The 14977-nt window shown below is 63.5% G+C and carries 12 protein-coding genes and 1 riboswitch; of the genes, 6 read left to right on the forward strand and 6 right to left on the reverse strand.

Annotated features, from left to right (window positions below; translation table 11 throughout):
• Window positions 1-138: 138 nt before the first annotated feature.
• Together IOD17_RS15630 and IOD17_RS15635 are read left to right on the forward strand one after the other, a co-directional pair.
• Complete coding sequence (locus IOD17_RS15630) at window positions 139-384, forward strand: exodeoxyribonuclease VII small subunit (RefSeq protein ID WP_090255704.1); 246 nt, start codon at window positions 139-141, stop codon at window positions 382-384.
• On the forward strand, window positions 381-1268 hold the full coding sequence (locus IOD17_RS15635) for a polyprenyl synthetase family protein (protein WP_233685978.1): 888 nt from the start codon (window positions 381-383) through the stop codon (window positions 1266-1268). The genes IOD17_RS15630 and IOD17_RS15635 overlap by 4 nt, the downstream gene beginning before the upstream one ends.
• On the opposite strand, the gene IOD17_RS15640 is transcribed toward IOD17_RS15635, so the two are convergent.
• Window positions 1269-2189 (reverse strand): LysR family transcriptional regulator, encoded by a 921-nt coding sequence (locus tag IOD17_RS15640; protein ID WP_233685979.1) that lies wholly within the window; start codon window positions 2187-2189, stop codon window positions 1269-1271.
• Between the two features lie 162 nt (window positions 2190-2351).
• Between IOD17_RS15640 and IOD17_RS15645 the strand changes: the two genes are divergently transcribed.
• The 4 genes from IOD17_RS15645 (at window position 2352) to IOD17_RS15660 (ending at window position 11590) form a co-directional block, all read left to right on the forward strand.
• The gene (locus tag IOD17_RS15645; RefSeq protein ID WP_233685980.1) at window positions 2352-4046 is read left to right on the forward strand and encodes an AMP-binding protein; all 1695 of its coding nucleotides are present in this window, start codon (window positions 2352-2354) and stop codon (window positions 4044-4046) included.
• The gene (locus tag IOD17_RS15650) at window positions 4043-7321 is read left to right on the forward strand and encodes a carboxyl transferase domain-containing protein (RefSeq protein WP_233685981.1); all 3279 of its coding nucleotides are present in this window, start codon (window positions 4043-4045) and stop codon (window positions 7319-7321) included. Before IOD17_RS15645 ends, IOD17_RS15650 begins: the two co-directional genes overlap by 4 nt.
• Window positions 7322-7406: 85 nt before the next feature.
• Window positions 7407-9302 (forward strand): 1-deoxy-D-xylulose-5-phosphate synthase, encoded by a 1896-nt coding sequence (gene dxs, locus IOD17_RS15655; RefSeq protein WP_233685982.1) that lies wholly within the window; start codon window positions 7407-7409, stop codon window positions 9300-9302.
• Between the two features lie 66 nt (window positions 9303-9368).
• Window positions 9369-9587, forward strand: a riboswitch (cobalamin riboswitch).
• Between the two features lie 101 nt (window positions 9588-9688).
• Entirely contained in the window at window positions 9689-11590 is a 1902-nt protein-coding gene (locus IOD17_RS15660) for a TonB-dependent receptor domain-containing protein (RefSeq protein ID WP_233685983.1), read from the forward strand.
• A gap of 68 nt (window positions 11591-11658) precedes the next feature.
• Here the strand turns inward: IOD17_RS15660 and IOD17_RS15665 are convergent, their stop codons facing one another.
• From IOD17_RS15665 to IOD17_RS15685, 5 genes are all read right to left on the reverse strand, one after another.
• Window positions 11659-12456, reverse strand: a complete 798-nt coding sequence (locus IOD17_RS15665) for a cobalamin-binding protein (protein WP_233685984.1) — start codon at window positions 12454-12456, stop codon at window positions 11659-11661.
• Window positions 12456-12872, reverse strand: a complete 417-nt coding sequence (locus IOD17_RS15670) for an MFS transporter (protein WP_233685985.1) — start codon at window positions 12870-12872, stop codon at window positions 12456-12458. The genes IOD17_RS15665 and IOD17_RS15670 overlap by 1 nt, the downstream gene beginning before the upstream one ends.
• Window positions 12869-13489 carry a GTP cyclohydrolase II gene (ribA, locus tag IOD17_RS15675; protein WP_233685986.1) on the reverse strand — a complete coding sequence of 207 codons (621 nt, stop codon included), beginning with the start codon at window positions 13487-13489 and terminating at the stop codon, window positions 12869-12871. The genes IOD17_RS15670 and ribA overlap by 4 nt, the downstream gene beginning before the upstream one ends.
• Window positions 13490-13604: 115 nt before the next feature.
• Entirely contained in the window at window positions 13605-14249 is a 645-nt protein-coding gene (locus tag IOD17_RS15680; protein ID WP_233685987.1) for a retropepsin-like aspartic protease family protein, read from the reverse strand.
• Between the two features lie 17 nt (window positions 14250-14266).
• Window positions 14267-14959, reverse strand: a complete 693-nt coding sequence (locus IOD17_RS15685; protein ID WP_233685988.1) for a substrate-binding periplasmic protein — start codon at window positions 14957-14959, stop codon at window positions 14267-14269.
• Between the last annotated feature and the right edge of the window lie 18 nt (window positions 14960-14977).

Raw genomic sequence — 14977 nt, forward strand, 5'->3', positions numbered from 1 at the left:
GCGCGATAAGCAGGTTCAGCGAGCGGTCGCGAAACCGCCTGGGCGAGTGCCGAAACAAGGCGGGCATTTGCCCACGCGGCATGGCTCTGCTAGTGTCGCGCCGGTTCCAACTCCCCGATCCGCCCCGAGATATCCGCCATGGCCGCCCGTAAAAAAGCCGCGCTCGATTTCGAGCAATCCCTGACCGATCTGCAGAACCTGGTCGAGCGTCTGGAAAACGGCGAGCTGTCGCTGGAAGACTCGCTGACCGCCTTCGAGCAGGGTGTGCGCCTGACCCGCGACTGCCAGGCCGCATTGGCCCAGGCCGAGCAGAAAGTGCAAATACTGATGGAGCGCGACGGCGAGCTGGAGGAAGCCCCCTTCGACGCGGACCAGCAGGCATGATTGCGGCCTATCAGACCAGTTGCCAGCGCCGTGTCGACGCCGCCCTGGACACACTGCTGCACAGCCCACGCCCGGAGCTGGAGCGCCTCTATGCAGCCATGCGCTACAGCCTGTTCAATGGCGGCAAACGGGTGCGTCCGCTACTCGCCTACGCCGCCTGTGAAGCCCTAGGCGGCGATCCTGCGCGGGCCAACGCGGCGGCCTGTGCGGTGGAGCTGATCCACGCCTACTCGCTGGTGCATGACGACCTGCCGGCGATGGACGATGACGATCTGCGCCGGGGCCAGCCCACCACCCACAAAGCCTTCGATGAAGCCTGCGCAATTCTCGCTGGCGACGGCCTGCAAAGCCTGGCCTTCGAAGTGCTCAGCGATGCCAAGCACAACCCGCACAACGCCGAACTGCGCCTGGCCATGCTCAACACCCTGAGCCGTGCCGCAGGCCCTGCCGGGATGGTCGGCGGGCAAGCCATCGACCTCGGCTCGGTAGGCCAGCAGCTCGACCAAACCGCCCTGGAAGTCATGCACCGCCACAAGACCGGCGCCCTGATCGAAGCCAGCGTGCAGCTCGGCGCACTGGCCAGCGAGCGCGCCGACGAACATGCCCTGAAAGCCCTGCACACCTATGCCCGCGCCATCGGCCTGGCGTTTCAGGTGCAGGACGACATCCTCGACGTGGAAAGCGACACGGCCACCCTGGGCAAGACCCAGGGCAAGGACCAGGCCCACGACAAACCCACCTACCCCGCCCTGCTTGGCCTCGACGCGGCCAAGGCCTACGCCCTGGAGCTGCGCGACCAGGCCCTGCACGCCCTACGGCCGTTCGACCAGGCGGCCGAGCCGCTGCGGGAACTGGCGCGCTATATCGTCGAACGGCGCAGCTGATCAGCCCCGACTGCTGGCCAGCGCCAGCATCTGCTCACGCAACCAGGCATGCCCGGCCTGGTTTTCCACCTGCCGCGACCAGTACAGGTTGAGGCTGACTGGCGGCAGGCTGATCGGCAGCGCCAGCAGGCGATTGGGCAACCCGGCATTGATCAGCTCGGCGTAACGCAACGGCATGGTCAGCAACCACTCACTCTGTGCCACCAGCAGCGCCGCCGAGAGGTAATGCTGGCAACGCTGGCGCACCTGTCGCGCCAATCCCTGGCGTGCCAACGCCAGATCTTCCACGCAGATGCCACGCCGCCGTGAAGTGGCTGCAATGTGCTCGGCGGCCAGGTAGCGCGGCATATCCAGCGGCCCATCAAAGGCCGGCCCGGCAACCACACACAACGGGTCGGTGAGCAGCTGCTGCTGACGCAACTCGGGGTCGGTCGGCCGGGCGATTTCAATGGCCAGGTCGATGCGCCCGGCGCTCAGCTCACGTTGCAGCTCGGCCCAATGCAGGCTGCTGCTGCGCACCTGCAATTGCGGGGCAACCCGGCGTAGGTGGTCGATGATGCTCGGCAGCACCACCGGCTCCATCTGCTCAGGCATATTCAGGGTAAAAGTGCGGCGGTCCTGCGTGGGGTCGAAGTCCTGACCGCGTGTCACGCTGCGCAACAACCCGGCCAACGCCTCCTGAATGCCCGGGGCCAGCTGTGTGGCCAGTGGCGTGGGCGCCACCCCACGGCCTTCGCGGATAAACAGCGGATCGTCCAATTGCTCACGCAACCGATTCAGCGCGTGGCTGACCGCCGACTGGCTGAGGTGCAGCAAGACCGCTGCACGCGTCAGGTTGCGCTCGCGATAGATCACCTCGAAGACCCGAAACAGGTTCAGGTCGATGCGTCCCAGCGCTGACCATTCATGCTGTTGATTCATGGTTATCCCCGACAATTACCTACCCGCCCAGCCTAGCAGGCAAGGGCAACCAGAAAACCATGAATACGTTGCATGGATAACGATGCATAAGCATCAGTTCTGTGACGGCGAACGGACTGACTAAGATGCCGCCAGGAAAAAAATAAGAAGGGGCCATCTGCCATGCCTGAACGCGCATACCTCGACCACCTGGCAAGCCTGCAAGCCGAGGCCTGGCCTGCCAACGCGCCACGCGAGGCGCACTACCCGCACGGCCAACAGCCACTCAGCGAATACCTGCGAGCCTGGGCCAGTACCCAGCCTGACCGCCCGGCCCTGGACTTCTACGGCCATAGCATCACCTGGGCTGAGCTGGATCGCCTGTCCGACCGCTGCGCTGCACTGCTCTGTGAGCTGGGGGTACAGGTCGGTGATCGGGTTGCGGTGTTTATGCCCAACTGCCCACAGCTACATATCGCCTTCTACGGCATCCTCAAATGCGGGGCGGTGTATGCCCCCGTCAGCCCGCTGAGCAAACCGCTGGAGCTGGCCTATCAGCTACAGGACAGCGCCACTCAGGTGCTGCTCTGCTTCGATCAGCTGCTGCCGGTGGTACGCGCCGTACAGGCGCAATGCTCACTGCGCCACATTCTGGCAACCAGCCTCAGCGAACTGCGCCCCAGCGTGCCGAGCATCCCGGTGGCAGACCTGTTGCTTGCCGGCAAGGTTGCACTCGACGCCGATCTCATCGACTTTCTCCCAGCCGTGGAGCGCTGCCAGCACGCCACGCCCAGCCACCGGCCACAGCTCGATGACATCGCCGCGCTGAATTACACCGGCGGCACCACCGGATTACCCAAGGGCTGTGTGCACACCCACGGCGACATGCTCTACACCTGCGCCAGCTTCGTGCCCGTGACCATGGGCCTGCAACCCGACAGTGTGCTGCTCAACTTCCTCCCGGAGTTCTGGATTGCCGGAGAAAACGCCGGGCTGCTGTTCCCCGTGTTCAGCGGCTGCCGCCTGGTGCTGCTGGCGCGCTGGGATGCGTTGGCCTTTATGGCCGCTATCGAGCATTACCGGGTCAGCCACTGCGGCCTGCTGGTCGACAGCGCCGCAGAAGTGCTGGAGCACAGCGATGTCGACCGCTACAATTTCCGTTCGCTGCGCCGCACCGGGAGCATTTCCTTTACCAAGAAGCTGACCCGCGACTACCGCGAGCACTGGCGCGAGCTGACTGGCTGCACGCTGTTTGAATTCAGCTTCGGCATGACCGAAACCCACACCTGCGACACCTTCACCTATGGCCTGCAGGACGACGATTTCGACCTCACCAGCGCCCCGACTTTTGTCGGCCTGCCGGTGCCCGGCACTGAATTCAAGGTCTGCGATTTCACCAGCGGCGAGCTGCTGCCACTGGGCAGCGAAGGCGAGCTGTGCGTGCGCAGCCCTTCTTTGCTGCACGGTTACTGGCAGCGCCCGGAGGAGTCTGCGGCGGCTCTGCGCGATGGCTGGCTGCACACCGGCGATCTCGGCCAGATCACCGATCAGGGGTTTATCCGCTACCTGGGCCGGCGCAAGGAAATGCTCAAGGTCAACGGCATGAGTGTGTTCCCCAGCGAACTGGAGGCCATGCTCGGTCAGCACCCGGCGCTGCTGGCCAGTGCGGTGATCGGCCGTAGTGACGCCAGCAGTGGCCAACGCCCGGTGGCGTTTGTCGTGTTCAAGGCCGGCAGTCAGGAGAGTGCCTACAGCCTGCACGACTGGTGCAAGGAGGCGATGGCCAGCTACAAGGTGCCGGAGATCCGCGTAGTCGACGCACTGCCCATGACTGCCACCGGCAAGGTCAAGAAGAACGAGCTGGAGAGCCTGCTGTGAACGCCCCTTTTACTGCCCTGCTGATCGCCAACCGTGGCGAAATCGCCATCCGCATCGCCCGCGCCGCCAGTGAGCTGGGCATTCGCTCGGTCGCCCTCTACGCCGAAGACGATGCCGCTTCCCTGCATGTGCGCCAGGCCGACAGCGCAGTAGCCCTCAAGGGCCGTGGCGTAGCGGCTTACCTGGATATGCAGCAGCTGATCGAGATTGCTCAGGCGCAGGGCTGCGATGCCGTACATCCGGGCTACGGCTTTCTCGCGGAGAACGCCGAATTCGCCCGCCGCTGCCAGGCCGCCGGGCTGAGCTTTATCGGCCCCAGCAACGAGGTGCTGCAACTGTTTGGCGACAAGGCCGCAGCACGCGAGCTGGCCGAGCGCTGCGCCGTGCCACTGGTCGCGGGCATTAATCAGCCGATCAGCCTGGAGCAAGCCCACGCCTTTCTCGCTGAACATGGTGCGGTAATGCTCAAAGCCCTGGCCGGCGGCGGTGGCCGTGGCATGCGCCCGGTATTCAGTGCCAGTGAGCTGGATCAAGCCTTTGCCCGCTGCCAGTCCGAGGCGCAAAGCGCCTTCGGTAATAACGCGCTGTATATCGAGCAACTGGTCAGCCAGGCCCGGCATATCGAGATTCAGGTACTGGGTGACAGCACGGGCGCAGTGAGCCATCTGTGGGAGCGCGACTGCAGCCTGCAACGCCGCCAGCAGAAGCTGGTGGAAATCGCCCCCAGCCCGGACCTCCCCGCTGCCACCCGCGAACGGATGATCGCAGCCGCACTAAAACTGGCCGGAGCAGCAAAATACCAAGGCCTGGCCACCTTCGAATTTCTATTGGATGCCGAGCAGCCCGAGCGCTTTTACTTTATGGAGGCCAACCCGCGCATTCAGGTCGAACACACCGTCACCGAGCAGGTCACCGGCATCGACCTGCTGCACACCCAGCTCAAGCTGGCCGCAGGTCAGTCGCTGGAACAACTGGGCCTGCTGCAGCCTCCGGCCTTGAGCGGCAGCGCGGTGCAACTGCGCATCAACCTGGAAAGCATGAGTGCCGATGGCAGCACCCGCCCGGCCGCCGGCACCCTGACGGCCTACCAGCCGCCCAGCGGCCCCGGCCTGCGCGTGGATGGCTACGGTTACGCCGGCTATCCGGTCAGCCCCAGCTACGACTCACTGCTGGCCAAGCTGATCGCCCACGCGCCGGACTACCCCAGCGCCCTGCGCCGCGCCTACCGGGCACTGTGCGAATTTCGCCTGGAAGGCGTGGCGAGCAACCTGCACCTGCTGCAGAACCTGCTGCGCCTGCCGCAGGTGGCGAGCTATCAGCTGACCACGCGCTTTGTCGAAAACCAGCTAAGCGAGCTGCTGGCCGCCCAGCCCCAGGCCCATCCACATCACTTCTTTGCCGGTGCGCAGGCTGCCAGCCAAGACGCACAGCAGATACAGGATGCGCCAGCAGGTTGCCTGCCGCTGCTGACTCATAGCACCGGCGTGGTGGTCAGCCTGGAGGTGGCCGAAGGCGATGCCGTGGCGGTCGGCCAGAGCATTGCCGTACTGGAGGCGATGAAGATGGAATTTGTCGTCACCGCCAGCCACAGTGGCATCGTCCGTCAACTGGCCGTGCAAGTCGGCAGCGCACTCAATGAAGGCCAGCCGCTGCTGTTTATCGAACCCGCTGAGGTCGACGCCGCCGCCAGCCAGAGCGAACAGAGCCTGGACCTCGAGCATATCCGCGCGGACCTGGCTGAAGTGCTCGAACGCCATGCTGTGACCCGCGACGAGCGCCGCCCACTGGCAGTGGCCAAACGGCGCAAGACCGGCCAGCGCACAGTGCGCGAGAACCTGGCGGATCTGCTGGACGACGGTAGTTTCAGTGAATACGGCGCCCTGGCGATTGCCGCGCAACGGCGCAGGCGTTCGCTGGCCGAATTGATCGAACAGAGCCCGGCCGATGGCCTGGTGGCCGGCACCGGCACGGTCAACGCCAAGGCATTCGGCAGCCAGGCCGCGCGCTGCATGGCCATCGCCTACGACTACACGGTCTTCGCCGGCACCCAGGGCGTGATGAACCACAAGAAAACCGACCGCATGCTCGGCCTCGCCGCGCAGTGGCGCTTGCCGCTGGTGCTGTTTGCCGAAGGTGGCGGCGGCCGGCCGGGTGATACCGATTTCGTCGGCGTGGCCGGGCTGGATTGCCACACCTTTGTCGGCATGGCCAAGCTCTCCGGGCTGGTTCCGCTGGTGGGCGTGGTGTCCGGGCGCTGCTTTGCCGGCAACGCCGCACTGCTCGGCTGCTGCGATGTGATTATCGCCACCGATGACGCCACCATCGGCATGGCTGGCCCGGCGATGATCGAAGGCGGCGGCCTGGGCAGCTTCAAACCAGAACAGGTCGGCCCGGTCAGCGTGCAGGGCCCCAATGGCGTTATCGATGTGCGGGTAGCCGATGAAGCCGCTGCGGTGCAGGTGGCCAAGCAGTACCTGAGCTACTTCCAGGGTGCGCTCAGCGAGTGGGACTGCGCCGATCAGCGCGAGCTGCGCCACGTGATCCCGGAAAACCGTTTGCGCGTGTATGACATTCGCCAGGTCATTCGCACACTCGCGGATACGGACTCCGTGCTGGAACTGCGCCGCGAGTTTGCGCCAGGGCTGATCACCGCATTTATCCGCATCGAAGGTAAGCCATTCGGCCTGCTGGCGAACAACCCGGCGCATCTCGGTGGAGCTATCGATGCGGTCGCCGGCGACAAGGCCGCGCGCTTTATGCAGCTGTGCGACGCCTTCGATATTCCGCTGCTGTCGCTGTGTGACACCCCAGGCTTTATGGTCGGCCCGGAGGCGGAGAAGCAGGCCACGGTGCGCCATGTTTCGCGCATGTTTGTCGCCACCGCCAGCCTGACGGTGCCGTTTTTCACCGTGGTGCTGCGCAAGGGCTACGGTCTCGGCGCCCAGGCCATGGCCGCCGGCAGTTTCCATTCGCCACTGTTTACCATCGCCTGGCCCAGCGCCGAATTTGGCGCCATGGGCCTGGAAGGCGCGGTGCGCCTGGGATTTGCCAAGGAACTGGCCGCCGTCGAGGACCAGGCGGCACGCCAGCAGCTGTTCGACAAGCTGGTGGCCAAGGCTTACGAGAATGGCAAGGGCATCAATATGGCCAGCTTCCTGGAGATCGATGCAGTGATCGACCCCGTGGAAACCCGCGCCTGGCTGCTGCGTGGCCTCAATGCAGCGCCCAGCCCCGCTCCACGCGAAGGCAGGAAACGCGCAATCGACACCTGGTAACAACCGTCTGCCCGAACCTTGTTTGGGCAGTTTCCAGTGCTTCGGGTAAACTGCCGCATCTTTTGCACCGATAACGATCTGCCTGATGCCGACGACCTTCCACGAGATTCCCCGTGAGCGCCCGCTGACGCCCCTTCTAGACCGCGCCAATACGCCGGACGAGCTACGCCGCCTGGGCGAAGCCGAGCTGGAAACCCTGGCCGACGAACTGCGCCAGTACCTGCTGTATACGGTCGGGCAGACGGGCGGACATTTCGGCGCGGGCCTCGGCGTGATCGAGCTGACCGTGGCCCTGCATTACGTCTTCGACACCCCGGATGACCGCCTGGTGTGGGATGTGGGCCATCAGGCCTACCCGCACAAGATCCTCACCGGTCGCCGTGAGCAGATGGGCAGTTTGCGCCAGAAGGACGGCATCGCTGCCTTCCCGCGCCGCTCGGAGAGCGAGTACGACACCTTTGGCGTCGGCCACTCCAGCACCAGCATCAGTGCCGCCTTGGGCATGGCCATCGCCGCCCGCCTGAAGGGTGAGAAGCGCAAGGCCGTGGCGGTGATCGGCGACGGCGCGATGACCGCCGGCATGGCCTTCGAGGCGCTGAACCACGCCAGCGACGTGGGCGCCAACATGCTGGTGATCCTCAACGACAACGACATGTCGATCTCGAAGAACGTCGGCGGCCTGTCCAACTACCTGGCCAAGATCATCTCCAGCCGCACTTACTCGAACATGCGCGAAGGCAGCAAGAAGATCCTTTCGCACCTGCCCGGTGCCTGGGAAATCGCGCGCAAGGTCGAAGAACACGCCAAAGGCATGCTGGTGCCCGGGACCCTGTTCGAAGAGCTGGGCTGGAACTATGTCGGCCCAATCGATGGCCACGATCTGCCCACCCTGCTCGCCACGCTGCGCAATATGCGCGACCTCGACGGCCCGCAGTTTCTGCATGTGGTGACCAAGAAGGGCAAGGGTTTCGCCCCGGCCGAAGCCGACCCGATCGGCTATCACGCTATTACCAAGCTGGAGCCCATCAACGCGCCGGCCGCGCCCAAGCAAGCCAGCGGGCCGAAATACTCCAGCGTATTCGGCAAATGGCTGTGCGATATGGCCGCCGAAGACCCGCGCCTGGTCGGCATCACCCCGGCGATGAAGGAAGGCTCTGACCTGGTGGCGTTCAGCGAACGTTATCCCGAGCGCTATTTCGATGTGGCCATCGCCGAGCAGCACGCCGTGACGCTGGCGGCCGGTATGGCTTGCGACGGCGCCAAGCCGGTGGTGGCGATCTACTCGACCTTTTTGCAGCGCGCCTATGACCAGCTGATCCACGATGTGGCCGTGCAGCACCTCGACGTGCTGTTCGCCATCGACCGCGCCGGCCTGGTCGGCGAGGACGGCCCGACCCACGCCGGCAGCTTCGACATCTCCTACCTGCGCTGTATCCCCGGCATGCTGGTGATGACGCCCAGTGATGAGAACGAACTGCGCCGCATGCTCAGCACTGGCCATCTGTTCAACGGCCCGGCGGCGGTACGCTACCCGCGCGGCAGTGGGCCGAATGCCGCCATCGAACCAGGCCTGGAGCCGCTGGAAATCGGCAAGGGCATCGTTCGCCGCCAGGGCAAGCAAAGCGCCCTGCTGGTGTTCGGCGTGCAACTGAGCGACGCGCTCAAGGTGGGCGACGCACTCGACGCCACGGTGGTCGATATGCGATTCGTCAAACCGCTGGACGAAGCCCTGGTAAGACAGCTGGCGGCCAGCCACGAGTTGCTGGTGACCATCGAAGAGAACAGCGTGATGGGCGGTGCTGGCAGCGCGGTCAGCGAGTTCCTCGCCCATGCCGCCCTGCTCAAACCCGTGCTGCACCTGGGCCTGCCGGACTACTACGTCGAACACGCCAAACCGGCGCAGATGCTCGCCGAATGCGGCCTGGATGCCGCAGGCATCGAAGCGGCCGTACGCCAGCGCCTGGCAACCCTGGCCAGCTGAGCGCCATTGATCCCGAGCTGAACGACGCTCACTTGTAATTGCAGTAACCGCGCATTAAGGTGCGCGGCGTTTTACTTCCGCCAAGGTGCGCCCTTCATCCGTGAAGCGGCGTTAAACGGGAAGCCGGTGCGCTCATGACGAGCCATCCCGGCACTGCCCCCGCAACGGTAATCGACCGCAGAGCCATTCTGCACGTCACCTCACGCTGTCCACTGGAGCAATCTGGGAAGGACGAGGCCACGTATGTCGAGAGTCCGGAGACCGGCCTTGCTGGATGCGACTGGTGTTGCGGAGGGCATCACCGTCAAGCTCAGGCTGCCTCTGCGCACGCCCGTTCTTGTCCCTGCCCTCCTCAAAAGTCTTCCGACCTTTTGAGGATTCTCTAAATGAAGTTGTCCCGTCTTGCCCTGGCTGTGGCCTTGTTGCCCAGCACTCAGACGTTTGCCGAAACGCCTTCGCGCGACGAAGCACTGAAACTCGCCGACACGGTGATTACCGCCAACCGCGAGGTGCAGCAGCGCAGCGAAAGCAGTGCTGCGGTCAGCATCTTCACCCGCGCCGACATCGAACGCCTGCGCCCGAGCAGCGTCAATGAGCTGCTGGCCCGAGTGCCCGGCGTCCAGGTTATCCCGAACGGTGGACGCGGCAGTACCTCCAGCCTGCTGGTCCGCGGCACCAGCACTGCCCAGACCTTGGTGCTGATCGATGGACAGCGCGCCGGCTCCGTGTCCGCCGGTGGGGCCAGCCTGCAATACCTCAATGTGGAGCAAATCGAGCGTATCGAAGTGCTGCGCGGCTCACGCTCGGCTATCTACGGGGCCGACGCCATCGGCGGTGTAGTGCAGATCTTCACCCGTCGCGGCGAAACCAGTGGCGTCAATCCCTACCTGCGCATCGCTGGCGGCAGTCAAGGCACGTGGGAACGCAGCCTGGGGGTTTCCGGCGGCGATCAGCAAACCCGCTACAGCCTCAACGGCAGCCTGGAAGAAACCACAGGCATCGACCATACCGGGAAATCCTGGGATTCGGACGCCGATCACGACGCTTACCGCAACAAGGCCTTCAGCCTCAACCTCAGCCATCAGTTCAATGACAACCTGCAGGTCGGCTTCAGCGCCCTGGAGCAACGCGGCAAAAGCGAGTACGACAATCCCTACGGTCGCCTGGACGCGTTCTGGAACGCCAACCCCAGCAAGCCCTATACCGACTACAGCCTGAGCAGCGCATCGGCCTTTGCCGAGGCACGAATCAATGAATACTGGAGCAGCCGTCTGGAGCTTGGCCACGCGGAGGACAAACAGGACTCGCGCGACAAGCTGTTCCCAAGTATTGACGTGTTCAATACCTACCGCGACTCAGCCGCCTGGGTGAACACCCTGACACTGGGCTCGGGCCACGACCTGCTGGTAGGCGTGGATTACCTGAAGGACAAACTGCACAGCACCGTCGCCTACGACGAGGGTAGCCGCTGGAACCAGGCCGGTTTTATCCAGCACAGCTATCGCGGTGAGCGTTTCTCCACCGAGCTGGGTCTACGTCATGACAAGAATCAGCAGTACGGCAGTGAAAATACCTGGAACGCCGCCCTGACTCTGGCACTCAACGCCGACAACGACCTGATTCTGTCTTATGCCGAAGGCTTCCGTGTACCGACGTTCAACGACCTGTACTGGCCGGCAGACCCAATTTTCGGCGCAAGCTCCAACCCCGACCTGGCCCCGGAGAAGTCGAAAAGCTACGAATTGCAATGGCGCAGCCAACTGGGCGAGAAAACCCGCCTGGAAACCTCGCTCTACCGTACCGATGTGCGCGACCTGATTGCCTTCACAAGAGGCCGCAACCACAACGTCAACGAGGCGCGCATCAATGGTTTTGAAGCATCCCTGCAGCATGAACTGTTCGGCTGGCAGGGCGCTCTCGGGGTCAGCCTGCTTGATCCCCGTGATCGCGACAGCGGCCATACCCTGCAACGCCGCGCCAAGCGGACGCTGAGCCTGGATCTCGATCGGCGCTTCGGCGAGTTCGGTGTCGGTGCAACCTGGCAGGTGGTCAGCCGTAGCTTCGACGACGCGACCAACACCCGCGAAATTGCCGGCCATGGCGTACTCGACCTGCGTGCAAGCTGGTATGCAAGCCAGGAACTGGCCTTCGATCTGAAGCTCAACAACCTGCTGGACAAGGGCTACAGCAGAGCGCTTTATCAATACGACGTGGACAAGCAGTATTACGGCTATCAGTCACAACCATTCGGCGTGATGCTCGGTCTGACCTGGACGCCAGCCCTCTAAGTCAGGCGTAGCCTGGATGTACTCCTGGGAGCAATGATGAACCGCCCAGGACTTTATCCAGGCTACAGCTAACGCGCCTGCGCCAAACGCTCACACAACTTCTCCATCGCCCCCAGCATCTGAAAACTCGGCCGTTCCAGGCCGTTGTCCGGTACCAGCCAGAGTTGCTCGCGCTCGACAGCCGTTAGGCCCGGCCAGATGCGCCAGGCATCCAACTGCTGCTGTACGCCGGCCAGAATCACCTCGGGATTGCGCTCAAGTACCGCTTCTACGCTGACCTGCGGGGCCGGCAAGCTCAGCTCGGCAAAGATATTGCGCGCCCCGCATACCTCCAGGGCATCGCTGATGATTTGCTGGCCGCCGATGGTGTACAGCGGCACATCCCAGACCTGATAGAACAGGCGCAGCGGCTGCTCACGTCGATAACGCTGACTCAGCTGTTGCAGGCCTTGGTTGAAGCGTTGTTGCAGGCGTTGGCCCTGCTCAGGACGGCCAATCCGTGCGCCGATCTCGGCAAACTGCCCGGCCAGGTCGGCCAACTTGCGCGGTTCGATCACCAGCACTGGAATACCCAGACGTTGCAGCTGCTGACGTTGCGCACTGCTGATGCTGTCCGGCCATAGCAACACCAGGTCAGGCTGCAACTGCAACAGGCTCTCCAGTTCCAGCTGGCCAAAATTGCCCACCGAGGGCAGATGTTTCACCGCAGCAGGTCGCTCACCGCCATCCAGCAGCCCGACCAGCAGATCGCCAGCCTCAAGCTCGAGGACGATTTCGGTCAGCGATGGCGCCAGGGTGACTACCCGCGAAGCAGCTGCCACCGGCCAGGCCAGCGACAGCAGCATGCAGAGCATCAGCGTGCGCATCAGCCGAGTTGGCGAGGGATGCGATAGAGGTACAGCAGAACGATGCTGGACAGCGCCAGCAGAATCAGCGGGATCGCCTCAAGCCCGGCGAAGACCGCAAGGGCAGCGATCCAGGCTGGTAAGGCCGCACCCAGCAGAGCCAGGCGCCGTACCCGGGTCAGTTCCAGCCAGGCATCGTGTTCAGCCGGGCTGTCGAGGGTTTTTTCCGTGGCCACCAGCGCGCGCTTGTAACCGCTGAACAGCGGCAGGCTGACGAACATCGAAGCCAGGCCGGCGATAAACAGCGGCATGGTCAGCAAACCGGTCTGCTGACCGGCACCAAACAGCAGGTTGAGCACAAACAACGGGGCCAGGGTCACGGCCAATTGCCGCCACCACTCCAGCGCCAGCCGACGGCGCACTTCGCCGCGCGTCACAGGCTTTCCTCGACCTCGCCCTGGTGCAGGCTGCCGAGCATATGCCCGAGTTTGCCGGCCTTGGTCGCCAGGTATTTCTTGTTGTGCGGATTGTGATCGATCTGCAGCGGCACGCGGCTCGCCACATTGATGCCCATATCACCCAGCGCCTTGACCTTGCGCGGGTTGTTGGTCATCAGCTTGAGCTGGCTGATGCGCAGATGGTCGAGCATCGGCAAGCAGATCGCATAGTCGCGCTGATCGGCCCCGAAGCCCAGACGCTCGTTGGCTTCCACGGTATCGGCGCCACCGTCCTGCAACTCATAGGCGCGAATCTTGTTCAGCAGGCCAATACCCCGGCCTTCCTGACGCAGATAAAGCAGCACGCCACGGCCTTCGCTGGCAATCGCGCGCAAGGCCGCTTCCAGCTGAAAACCACAATCACAACGCAGGCTGAACAGCGCATCACCGGTCAGGCATTCAGAGTGCAAACGGCCCAGTACGGGCGCGCCATCGGCCACATCACCAAAGGTCAGGGCAACATGCTCCTTGCCCGTGGCCTCTTCAAGGAAGCCATGCATGGTGAACACGCCAAAGGGCGTGGGCAGTTGGGAGGCGGCGACAAACACGACGGACACCGGATGCTCCTAAAGATAAATGGCAGAAAGAATAAGGCCGGCATTGTAACAGCAGGCCCTGGCAGCCGCTTAGCCTGAATTACTGATGATAAGAATCGAGCAAACACATGGGGGGCTAGTACTTGGACTCCAGCACCAGCATATCCTGCTCCACTTTCCAGCCAACCCGACCGAGAAAGCTCATACCCAGCAAGGCCTCGGCAGGCGAGCCGCCTTCCAGCACCACGGCTTCAACGCCCAGTACCTCCAGCTCACCGACCTTGACCCGATCCAGACTTACCCGCCAGCCGCGTGCAGTACCACTGGCCGTACTGACCTGCAAAGGTACGCCGATAGCGCGATAGTCGATGCCCAGACGGCGCGCATGCTCATCATTCAGTGCCACCGAGGTGGCGCCGGTGTCCACCAGAAACTGGATCGGATGACCATTCACCGAGCCGGCAATCCAGTAGTGCCCGCCGATGCCCTTGGCAATGCTCAGCTGTTTTTTCTGCGCTTCGGCAAAACCATCGCTGTATTCACGGCTAAGGCTGTAACTGCGTTCAACGCCATCCACTCGCAACACCGCGCCACGGCTGTCCGCGCTGACCACCACCACGCCTGCCGGGCCAGTCTGACCCACTTTGACCAGTTTGCGCTGGCCGTCGACATTCAGCACCGCGGCCCCGGGAAACAGGCCGACAACCCGCACCTGCGGGGCAGCCGATGCAACGGCGCTGCACAGCAACAGGCTTGTAGCGATCAGTTTAAACACGCGCATCTATGGTCTCGCAGGGATCAGTCAAAGGGATAAGGCTGCTGCCAGTGCTTGAAAATCGGCCGCAGGCTGCCATCGGCCACCAGCAACTCCATGCGCTGGTCAAACAACTCCGCCAGGGCTCGCCCACGAGGGGTATCGGCAAACCCCAGGTACAGCGGCAAGTTGGTCAAGTGGGTCAGGCGATAGCGCGACGGCTCGGCAGAGGTCGCGAGAATATCGCTGACCTCACCCAAGGCATCGATGTAGAAATCAGCATGCCCCTGGTCGAGCATGCCGAGGATACCGCTACGACGAATCACTTCGCGGTACTGGTGCAAATTTGGCAAATAGCGCTGGTACTCATAACCCCGCACCCAGACCAGGCGGGACGCCCCCAGGTTGTCCAGCGTAGGCACAGGGGCACTGCTCAAGCCCAGAGCCACGATCTCATCGAAGTCATAGTTCCAGCGCGGATAGAACACCTGATGCTGCACTTCATTGAGGTAAGAACCCACCCAGGCGTCAGCCTCGCCGCGCTGAACCAGGCCAATTGAACGGGTATAGGGCACATGCTGGGCCTGCAACTGCACACCCGCTGGTTCAAAGACCAGGCGAAAAATGTCCCAGGCCATGCCAGTGCCATCGGCTTCGGTATGGTCTGGCCAGATTTCCGCGGCAATCCGTACCTGCGTGGGGTCAGCCGCGCTGGCCAGCGAACTGATCACGCTCATGACTGCCCCTAGCACCCA

This window comes from Pseudomonas anguilliseptica (assembly GCF_021375795.1).
GTDB classification, from domain to species: domain Bacteria; phylum Pseudomonadota; class Gammaproteobacteria; order Pseudomonadales; family Pseudomonadaceae; genus Aquipseudomonas; species Aquipseudomonas anguilliseptica_A.

Bases quoted from the DNA above. Each gene is read 5' to 3' on its own strand.
- IOD17_RS15665 (WP_233685984.1), bottom strand. From the start codon at position 12,456: ATGCGCACGCTGATGCTCTGCATGCTGCTGTCGCTGGCCTGGCCGGTG.
- IOD17_RS15635 (WP_233685978.1), top strand. From the start codon at position 381: ATGATTGCGGCCTATCAGACCAGTTGCCAGCGCCGTGTCGACGCCGCC.
- IOD17_RS15660 (WP_233685983.1), top strand. From the start codon at position 9,689: ATGAAGTTGTCCCGTCTTGCCCTGGCTGTGGCCTTGTTGCCCAGCACT.
- dxs (WP_233685982.1), top strand. From the start codon at position 7,407: ATGCCGACGACCTTCCACGAGATTCCCCGTGAGCGCCCGCTGACGCCC.
- IOD17_RS15630 (WP_090255704.1), top strand. From the start codon at position 139: ATGGCCGCCCGTAAAAAAGCCGCGCTCGATTTCGAGCAATCCCTGACC.
- IOD17_RS15680 (WP_233685987.1), bottom strand. From the start codon at position 14,249: ATGCGCGTGTTTAAACTGATCGCTACAAGCCTGTTGCTGTGCAGCGCC.
- IOD17_RS15640 (WP_233685979.1), bottom strand. From the start codon at position 2,189: ATGAATCAACAGCATGAATGGTCAGCGCTGGGACGCATCGACCTGAAC.
- IOD17_RS15685 (WP_233685988.1), bottom strand. From the start codon at position 14,959: ATGAGCGTGATCAGTTCGCTGGCCAGCGCGGCTGACCCCACGCAGGTA.
- IOD17_RS15645 (WP_233685980.1), top strand. From the start codon at position 2,352: ATGCCTGAACGCGCATACCTCGACCACCTGGCAAGCCTGCAAGCCGAG.